Origin of the sequence: Streptomyces sp. UH6 (assembly GCF_013421635.1) — a bacterium.
Taxonomy (GTDB): domain Bacteria; phylum Actinomycetota; class Actinomycetes; order Streptomycetales; family Streptomycetaceae; genus Streptomyces; species Streptomyces abyssomicinicus.
This window is the reverse complement of record NZ_JACADT010000212.1, coordinates 1-7,484: the sequence shown is the minus strand read 5'-3', so window position 1 is coordinate 7,484 and position 7,484 is coordinate 1. Positions and strand designations below refer to the sequence as shown.

Sequence of the window (7,484 nt, the reverse complement as noted above, 5' to 3'; positions counted from 1 at the left end):
CGAGTCCGGCCAGCGGGCGCTCGGGGTGCGCCGGGGCGAAGCCGGCCGCCAGATAGAGCACGTTGCGGTCCCGCAGGGGGACGTCGAGCTCGTCGCACAGCCGCCTGATCATGTCCCGGCTCGGGTTCGCCCGGCCGGTCTCGAGGCAGCTGAGGTGCCGGGTGGACAGCTCGGCGGCCAGCGACACGTCCAGCTGGGAGCGGCGGCGACGTTCGCGCCAGCGCCTCAGCTGCATGCCGACGGGTTCGCCGTGGGTCGTCGTCATGTGATCAGCCTGACGCGCGGCGCGTCGCGGGGCAATGACCTCGGAGGTCATCGACACGGCTCACGGCGGGCCACAGAGTCGGAGGTGAAACACCGCACAGCACCGACCCGCCGAACGAAGGGAACCACCGTCATGGCCGGAACGGCACAGCAGACGACGACGCATCAGGACACCACCCCCCGGGTGGACGCCACGAGCGAGAACGCCGCGAGGCTGGAACCGTACCTGCGGTTCTGGAACGCCGGCCCCGACGACGACCGGGGCCGGCTGGCGGAGGCCGTGTTCACCGAGGACGTCGAGTACCGGGCGCACATCGGTGTGCTGGAGGGGCGGCAGGCCCTGATGGACTTCAGGGAGCAGTTCGTCTCCCACATGGGAGGGGCCGAGATCCGCCTGCGCGAACAGCCGCAGCTGCACCACGACCGGGCCCGGCTCGAGTGGGAACTCCTCACCGGGGGCGACGCGCGGACGTCGTTCGCCACGGGAACGGACGTCATCCGCATCGAGCAGGACGGGCGGATCAGCGGCGTCACCGTCTTCCTGGACCGCGCCCCGGAGGGGTTCGGGACGGCGGGGGACCACCACCAGGTGATCGGCTCTTGACGGTGCTGACCGTCATGGTCCCTCGTGCGACGGACGGCGGACGCGGCCCGTAGGCTGGGCCTCGTCCACACTGCCTGGGGGAGCAATGACGAGCAGGTTCACCGAGTTGGTCGTCGACTGCCGGGACCCGGAGCGGCTCGCGGCCTTCTGGTGCGCGGTCCTGGGTTTCACGGTGATCGACCGGAGCGAGGACAAGGTCGAGATCGGTTCCTGGGTGCCGACCGTCGAGGAGGTCCGGGCCCGCCAGATGCCGCCCACCCTGGTGTTCGTGCGGGTGCCCGAGGGCAAGGCCGCGAAGAACCGGCTCCACCTCGACGTCAGCCCGGTCGACGGGAGCACCGACGAGGAGGTCGCCAGGCTGCTCGGCCTCGGCGCCGCCAGGGTGGACGTGGGCCAGGGCCCCGGCCGGAGCTGGGTGGTCATGGCCGATCCCGAGGGCAACGAGTTCGACGTCCTGCGCACCCTGGCACCGTCACCGTCCGGCGGATGACCGGTCCCCGGGACGGTCGGTCGTGGACGGCCGGCCGCCCGGGGGTGTGTCACCTGCCCCGCTCCACGCAGTGCTGGAGCGGGGCAGGGGCAGGGGGAGGGCGAAGAGCGGGCGGAGCCCGTCAGCCCACGGTGCAGGTGGTGCCGTTCAGGGTGTAGGCGGTCGGCTTGCTGAAGGATCCGGAGTAGGTTCCCTGGAAGCCGAACGACTGGCTGGCACCCGGCGCGATCTGCGCGTTGGACGAGGTGTTGGTCGCCGTGACCGCGCCGGAGCTCGGCGAGACGGTGGCGTTCCAGGCGTTGGTCACGGTCTGCCCCGACGGCAGGGTGAAGCCCGCCTTCCAGCCGTTGATCGCCGTGGAACCGGTGTTGGTCACGGTGATGTTGGAGGTGAAGCCGCCGGGCCAGGAGCTGGTCGTGTTGGTGACGCGGCAGGCTCCGCCCGGGTTGGTCGGGGGCGGGGTGGTGGGCGGGTTGGTGGGACCACCGCCGTCACCGGAGTTGACCGTCGAGGAGAAGGAGTTCACGGCCAGGCCCGCGCCGTTCTGCCAGGGCTCGAAACCGGCCTGGATGCTCGTGATGTACCACGACTGCTGGGCGAGACCCTTGGCGATCGCCTGGTCCACGAAGTCCATGACGTCGAAGCTCATGCTGTTGACCGCGGACGGGGCGACGAAGGAGATCACCTCGTTGCCGCCGTTGTTGCCCGTCCAGACCTCCCAGGTGCGGCCGGCGACCGACGCCGTTCCGGTCCGGGAACCGATCGGCTGGATGGAGCCGACCCGGTTGAGCCAGATCATGATCTCGGTCGCGCTGACGCCGTCCTTCTTGGGGGACGGGTCGAGCCAGATGTCGAACGACGCGTTGTAGGTGGCGTTGCTGACGTACGTGTAGGAGATGCTGCTCGGCGCGGTGGATATCGTGCTGATCTGCTTGGGCAGGTTGGTGCCTGGTGAACAGTTCGTGTAGTGACAGCCGTTGTAGACCGACGGGTAGGACTTCGGAGCGCCGTTCGTGGGGACGGAGCCGTTGGCCGTGGTCAGCTGGAAACCGGTGCTGGTCACATTGATGCACTGCTGCTCGCTGGTGCCCCAGCGGTTGTTCTGCACGACGTAGCGGCCCTGAATGGTGGTCGAGCCGTACTGGTCGCATATCAACGTGTCGGCCTGGGCCGACGTGGACACCAGGCCGACCGAGGTCAGCGAGGCGATTGTCAGGACCAACGCGGCCAGTGCGGGGTGCAGCGCGCGAAGCCTGGACAACAGGGCGGACATGCGGGTCCCTTCATCGAAACGAGCTGGTGGGGGGAGGTGCTCAAGCGTTTCGGAACCGGTCGCGCATCACTCCTTGTGTGGGGGGAAGGCGGCCCGTGACGGGGCCCGTGGGGGGTGGAACACCAGTGGGAGCGCTCCCATGGTGTGGGCGAGTCGCGGAGTGGTCAAGGTGTTGGACGTTCGAAAAACTTTCGAAGGCACCCGGCCGCGGCCGACGAGGAAAAGGCGGGTCAACCATCTTTACGTGTACATGAGTTGACGCTAGCGTCCTTCGCACCAGTGGGAGCGATTCCGTTTTCAGTCGACACGACCGCCTGTACGTGTCCGGCCCGCCAGGAGTCGCTTCATGCGAAAGTCCCGTGTTCCCGCCCCCCGGCGTGACGCGGTGTGCTCCCGGATGCCGGGCGGAGTCGAACCGCACGGACAAGGAGACCCGCACACGATGCGCCGTACCAGAACAGCCTTACTCTCAGCCTTCGCGATGGTCGCGGGGGCCGCGGGTGTGGCTTCCGCCATGACGCCCGCGAACGACGTGAGCGCCGCAGCTGCTGCCTGTACTGTCAAGTACCAGGTGCAGAGCTCGTGGAGCGGTGGCTTCACCGCCAACGTGACTCTCATCAACAACGCGAGTGCCAAGTCCTCCTGGAAGGTCGGCTGGACCTTCGCCGGCAACCAGAAGGTCAGCCAGGGCTGGAACTCCAAGATCACCCAGAGCGGCACGGCCGTCACCGCGGCCAACGAGTCGTACAACGGCAGCCTGGGCAGTGGGGCGTCGGTGAGCTTCGGCTTCAACGCCACCTACAGCGGCACCAACGCCGTGCCCACCGCCTTCACCCTCGACGGCGTGGCCTGCGACACCGACGGGAACGGCACTCCCACGACGCCGCCGCCCACCGACCCCACCACCCCGCCGCCGACCGACCCGCCCACCACCCCGCCGCCGGGCAGCAAGGTCGACAACCCGTACGCCGGCGCCAAGGGGTACGTGAACCCGGACTGGTCCGCCAAGGCAGCCGCCGAGCCGGGTGGTTCCAAGGTCGCCAACCAGCCGACCGGTGTCTGGGTGGACCGGATCGCCGCGATCAACGGCGCGAACGGAGCGATGGGCGTCCGCGCCCACCTGGACAAGGCTCTGGAGCAGAAGGGCTCCGGCGAACTGGCGATCCAGTTCGTGATCTACAACCTGCCTGGCCGTGACTGCTCCGCACTGGCCTCCAACGGCGAACTCGGCGCGACCGAGATCGACAAGTACAAGACGCAGTACATCGACCCGATCGCCGCGATCTTCAAGGACCCGAAGTACGCGGGCCTGCGGATCGTCACGACGATCGAGGTGGACTCGCTGCCCAACCTGATCACCAACGTGTCCGGCCGTGACACCGCGGTTCCCATGTGCGACACCATGAAGAGCAACGGGAACTACGTCAAGGGCGTCGCCTACGCGCTCAAGACGCTCGGCGCCATCCCCAACGTCTACAACTACGTGGACGCCGGACACCACGGGTGGCTGGGCTGGGACACCAACCTTGGCCCGACGGTCGACCTGTTCAAGACCACGGCCACCACTGACGGCGCCCAGCTGTCGAACGTGCACGGCTTCATCGTGAACACGGCCAACTACAGCGCCCTGAAGGAGCCGTACTTCAAGGTCACCGACTCGGTGAACGGCACCTCCGTGCGTCAGTCCAAGTGGGTGGACTGGAACCAGTCCGTCGACGAGCTCACCTACGCACAGATGCTGCGGGACAAGGCGATCTCGGCCGGCTTCCCGAGCAACATCGGCGTCCTGATCGACACCTCCCGCAACGGCTGGGGCGGCACCGCGCGTCCCACCGCCGCGGGTCCGACCACCAGCGTCGACGCCTACGTGAACGGCGGTCGCGTCGACCGTCGTATCCACCTGGGCAACTGGTGCAACCAGTCCGGTGCCGGTCTCGGTGAGCGTCCGAAGGCCAGCCCCGAGCCGGGCATCGACGCCTACGTCTGGATGAAGCCCCCGGGCGAGTCCGACGGCGCCAGCCAGGTGATCGACAACGACGAGGGCAAGGGCTTCGACCGCATGTGCGACCCGACCTACACGGGCAACGCGCGCAACGGCAACAGCATGTCCGGGGCCCTGGCCAACGCCCCGCTGTCCGGCAAGTGGTTCTCCGCCCAGTTCCAGCAGCTGATGGCCAACGCCTACCCGCCGCTGCCGTAACACCGGTTCATCACCGCACACAGGCCGTCCGTCCCGCCACGCCATGGCGGGGCGGGCGGCCCGCGCGTTCCCCGCTCGATCCCCGCGCCCGCGCGGCCGGCGCCCTACGGCCGTGTCCGGGCCGTCGCCCGGTGGTCCGGCGGGGACGACAGTCGCTCGGCCACGGTCGTCAGTACCGTCCCCAACGGCAGTGCCACACGGGTGACGGCGTACCGGTCACCGCGGGTCGGGTCCCGGTTGACGATCAGTACCGGCTTGCCGGCCTCGGCCGCCTGGCGGACGAACCGGAGACCGGACATCACCGTCAGCGACGACCCCAGCACCAGCAACGACGACGCCTCGTCCACCAGCCGGCGGCAGTGCGCGACCCTGCCCGGCGGGACGTTCTCACCGAAGAACACGACGTCCGGCTTGAGGACGCCGCCGCAGACCGTGCACGGCACCACCTGGAAGTCGCCGACCTGCTCGTCGGTGAGGTCCGCGTCACCGTCCGGGTTCAGGCCGGCGGCCACCGGTGCGAACCCCTCGTTGACCGCCTCCAGCCGCTCGGCCAGCTCACGGCGCGGACTCATGGTGCCGCAGGTGAGGCATACGACACGGGCCAGGCTGCCGTGGAGCTCCACCACGTCCTCGCTGCCGGCGGCCTGGTGCAGCCCGTCGACGTTCTGGGTGATCACTCCGGTCAGCAGGCCCTGGGCCCCGAACGCGGCCACCGCCCGGTGACCGGCATTGGGGTGGGCCCGGCGGAAGGTGCGCCAGCCGAGGTGGCTGCGCGCCCAGTACCTCCGCCGGGCGCGGGCGTCGCCGACGAAGTCCTGGTAGGTCATCGGGGTGTGCCGGCTGAGACTTCCGCCGTCGCCCCGGTAGTCGGGGATCCCGGACTCCGTGGAGATGCCCGCACCGCTGAGCACCAGGACGCCTCCGGTGTTCAGGGCGTCGACGACCGGTCCCGGGTCCACGGTGCCCGGGGGCAGGTCCTCGGGAGGGGTCCAGCTCAGGGTGGGGCGCATACGCATGACGCCAGGGTACGGAAGGGGACTCCGTCGCCGGCCCGCGCCTCGCCCCGCACCGGCGGGCAGGCCGCCGGCGGCGATGGCGGGAAACCGCTCGTTTCCCGGGCCCTCGCCGAGCCATACGCATCGTGATGCCGTCACCGGAGCGACCCGTCGTTCCGGGAGGGAGGGTGCGGTCGTGCAGGTCGCCGTGGGAGTGGTCGTCGCCCTGATGGGACTGTTCTCGCTCGTGGGCGGGGAGAGATGGGCCGCCCTGTTCGGCAGCCGGGCGGGCGGGCGTTCCGACAGGCCCGGCGCGTCGGCGTACCGGCTCGTCGGCGGATGCCTGCTGGTCATGGGCGTGCTCCTGGCGACGGGGTTCCTGCCGTCGTGAACGGTGACGACGAGCCGTGGCCCTGTGCCCGGTTCCTGGTCCTCCCCTGACCTCTCGGGCCGCGGAAGGCGCCGTCCGCGGCGAGGACGTCGGCCGGGCCCCGGACCGGCCCCGGGGTGCTCCCGGCCTCGTCGTGCGCCATCCCGCCGAGACCTCCGTCCTACCGGCCCGGCCTGCTGTCGTAGTCGTCGCGGGCCCGCTCCACCGCGTCGAGATGGGCCGACGCCCACTCGGCGAGGCCCGCGAAGAGCGGGGCGAGGCTGCGGCCGAGAACGGTGATCTCGTACTCGACCCGGGGCGGAACCTCCGGATGGTACGTCCGCGCGACGAGCCCGTCCCGTTCCAGCTGCCGAAGCCGCTGCGTCAGGACCTTCGGCGTGATCCTGGCGATCCGTCGCTCCAGCTCGACGAACCGCTGGCGGCCGTGGGCGTTGAGGGTCCACAGGATCGGCGTGGTCCACCGGCTGAACACGATGTCCACGACCGGAGCGATCGGGCACGCGTTCTCCGGGTCGGTGGGGTCGGTCGGGTCGGCCGGGCCGGAGGCGGTCCAGGTCGTGTCACCGGTCATGTGGATTCCCGAGGGGTAGTCACTTTCCTGTAGGTACCTACTTTATCGGCGGTGTTAGCGTCCCCGCATCGCTTCGGGGAAGTTCCCGCGAGGCGCGCACGCCCCTCGTGGGAGTGCTCGACAGACGTCATCACAGGGGGAGTTCATCATGATCGTAGTGACGGGTGCGACCGGGAACGTCGGGCGGCCGCTGGTGCGGGTCCTCGCGGCGGCGGGGGAGCGGGTCACCGCGACGTCCCGGGGGATCTCCGGCGACGACACGCCGGACGGCGTTCGCCACCGGAGGGCGGATCTGACCGACCCGGACAGCCTCCGGCCCGTACTCGACGGCGCCACCGCCCTGTTCCTCCAGGACGGCGGAGCCGGCGCCCACCTCGTCGACCCCCGGCGGGTGGTCGACGTGGTCAGGTCCGCCGGGATCGAGCGGGTCGTGCTGCTCTCGTCCCAGGGAGTCGTGACCCGGCCGCGGTCGGCCTCCCACGGGGGCACCGGGCGGTCCTTCGAGGAGGCGGTCCGGCAGTCCGGCGCGGACTGGACGATCCTTCGCCCCGGCGGCTTCGGCTCCAACGCCTACGCCTGGGCCGAGTCGGTGCGCACGCGGCGGACTGTCGCCGCGCCCTTCGCGGACGTCGGCCTGCCGGTGATCGACCCGGCGGACATCGCCGAGGTCGCCGCGGCGGCCCTGCGTGAGGACGG

Annotated in this window: 9 protein-coding genes; 5 read left to right on the top strand and 4 right to left on the bottom strand. The window is 70.2% G+C overall.

The window, feature by feature from the left end:
- Nucleotides 1-265, bottom strand: a 265-nt coding sequence (locus HW445_RS13160; protein ID WP_180221209.1) for a helix-turn-helix transcriptional regulator, incomplete at its 3' end; no start/stop codon positions are given.
- A gap of 132 nt (nt 266-397) precedes the next feature.
- Between HW445_RS13160 and HW445_RS13155 the strand changes: the two genes are divergently transcribed.
- Both HW445_RS13155 and HW445_RS13150 read left to right on the top strand, forming a co-directional pair.
- A complete protein-coding gene (locus HW445_RS13155) occupies nt 398-868 on the top strand; it encodes a nuclear transport factor 2 family protein (RefSeq protein WP_180221208.1) in 471 nt (156 codons plus the stop codon).
- Nucleotides 869-953: 85 nt separating this feature from the next.
- A complete protein-coding gene (locus HW445_RS13150; RefSeq protein ID WP_180221207.1) occupies nt 954-1,358 on the top strand; it encodes a VOC family protein in 405 nt (134 codons plus the stop codon).
- Nucleotides 1,359-1,479: 121 nt separating this feature from the next.
- On the opposite strand, the gene HW445_RS13145 is transcribed toward HW445_RS13150, so the two are convergent.
- Nucleotides 1,480-2,631 (bottom strand): cellulose binding domain-containing protein, encoded by a 1,152-nt coding sequence (locus tag HW445_RS13145; protein WP_180221206.1) that lies wholly within the window; start codon nt 2,629-2,631, stop codon nt 1,480-1,482.
- A 442-nt stretch (nt 2,632-3,073) separates the two neighbouring features.
- On the opposite strand from HW445_RS13145, the gene HW445_RS13140 reads away from it, so the two are divergent.
- Nucleotides 3,074-4,831 (top strand): glycoside hydrolase family 6 protein, encoded by a 1,758-nt coding sequence (locus HW445_RS13140; protein WP_180221205.1) that lies wholly within the window; start codon nt 3,074-3,076, stop codon nt 4,829-4,831.
- 104 nt (nt 4,832-4,935) lie between these two features.
- Here the strand turns inward: HW445_RS13140 and HW445_RS13135 are convergent, their stop codons facing one another.
- A complete protein-coding gene (locus tag HW445_RS13135; RefSeq protein ID WP_180221204.1) occupies nt 4,936-5,847 on the bottom strand; it encodes an NAD-dependent protein deacetylase in 912 nt (303 codons plus the stop codon).
- A gap of 175 nt (nt 5,848-6,022) precedes the next feature.
- Here HW445_RS13135 and HW445_RS13130 point away from each other — a divergent pair, with 175 nt between their 5' ends.
- Complete coding sequence (locus HW445_RS13130) at nt 6,023-6,217, top strand: hypothetical protein (protein ID WP_180221203.1); 195 nt, start codon at nt 6,023-6,025, stop codon at nt 6,215-6,217.
- A gap of 160 nt (nt 6,218-6,377) precedes the next feature.
- On the opposite strand, the gene HW445_RS13125 is transcribed toward HW445_RS13130, so the two are convergent.
- Complete coding sequence (locus tag HW445_RS13125; RefSeq protein WP_180221202.1) at nt 6,378-6,788, bottom strand: helix-turn-helix domain-containing protein; 411 nt, start codon at nt 6,786-6,788, stop codon at nt 6,378-6,380.
- 148 nt (nt 6,789-6,936) lie between these two features.
- Here HW445_RS13125 and HW445_RS13120 point away from each other — a divergent pair.
- On the top strand, nt 6,937-7,484 hold a 548-nt coding region (locus HW445_RS13120), incomplete at its 3' end, for an SDR family oxidoreductase (RefSeq protein ID WP_180221201.1).